1 protein-coding gene is annotated in these 1,267 nt (G+C 35.0%); it reads right to left on the bottom strand.

Translation table 11 applies throughout. The features are described from left to right. The coding region (locus X925_RS08405) for an IS1634 family transposase (RefSeq protein WP_121959676.1) at positions 1 to 1,267 on the bottom strand (1,267 nt) is incomplete at both ends.

Below are 1,267 nucleotides of genomic sequence, written 5' to 3'. Positions count from 1 at the left end.
GTGTCCCTTTATCCTTTTCTGTGTCCAATGAAATATCGGTCTTGTTTCAAGATAATTCTTTAGTGTTCTGAAACTTTCTTCCACTTTCCACAAGGTATGGTATTGCTCTAATATCTGTTTTGGATTCAACTGTGTGTTTGTTATTATTCCATAGTATCCGTCATATTTTTCGTCTTTTTCTATCTTTTCAATATCAAGTGTGTAATCTACTTCGTTCTTTGTCTTTAAGTACTTTTTTGCACCTCTTTTGCTTTTTGATTCTATGTCCCCATCTTTCAACATTTTCTTCGCTTTTTCAATCAATCTAATCCTGTCTTTTCTATCTTTTTCAGCCCTTTCCTTTGAATGTATTATGAGTAATCTTTTGCCCTCGTATTCTATTTCTCTGTATTCAATCCCTTTTGATATTTCAGTGAATTCCCCATCGAATATATCCACCTTTTTTAATTGTTTTATCGATTTACCTACTATGAATTCGTAATCGGAATTCTCTACTATTTCCATATTGGTTCTACTCATCATCCCCCTATCAGAAACCACTATTACCTTCCCCAACTGATACCTCTTTTTCATCACTTCAATCGTATCTTTGAACGTATGTCCTTCGAATGTGTTACCTGGGTATATATCAAAACTAACCGGCATCCTATCCCTATCTATCGACATCCCTAAAACTACCTGTGATTCGTTGAACTTCTTATCTTTAGAATACCCCATCTGCAGTAACTCGTTCGTTTGTTGTGTCTCAAAGGCTAACGTCGTTACATCGTAAAACACTAAGTCTACTACAGAATTGAATAAACTTATCCTTTGACGATACAGATGTTTCTCTAACTCTTCCTTCTTTTGCGCTAAAACATCTAGCGTCCTGTACAGCCATTGTAAGGCTATCCCTTCCCCATCTGTCTCTGCCTCATCCATCCTTTTGAACCCGTAATAATCTAGATCGTTGAATATTCCCAACTTACTTTTCGGTTCTATTATTCTGTTCATAACCATTATTTTCAACAAATCTTCCACATCGAACCTCGTCTTTTTATCCATCTTTTCAAAGAACTTATCCATCTCATACCTTTCAAACAATTTATCCACTATTACCTTTATCCCATAATTCTTCTTATCGGGTGCTTCCTCAACACTATTCAAATTCACATAACCTTTTATATCATATATCTGTACGAGTTTATCGACAATATTTTCCACTTCTTTTCTACTGATCGTATCGATTCTACCCAAATTAGCGATAATCTTTTGTTTATTCTTACCG

This window comes from Petrotoga sp. 9T1HF07.CasAA.8.2 (assembly GCF_002895585.1).
GTDB lineage: Bacteria > Thermotogota > Thermotogae > Petrotogales > Petrotogaceae > Petrotoga > Petrotoga mobilis.
Note: the sequence above shows the minus strand (reverse complement) of the source record. Positions and strands in the feature narration are given on the sequence as shown.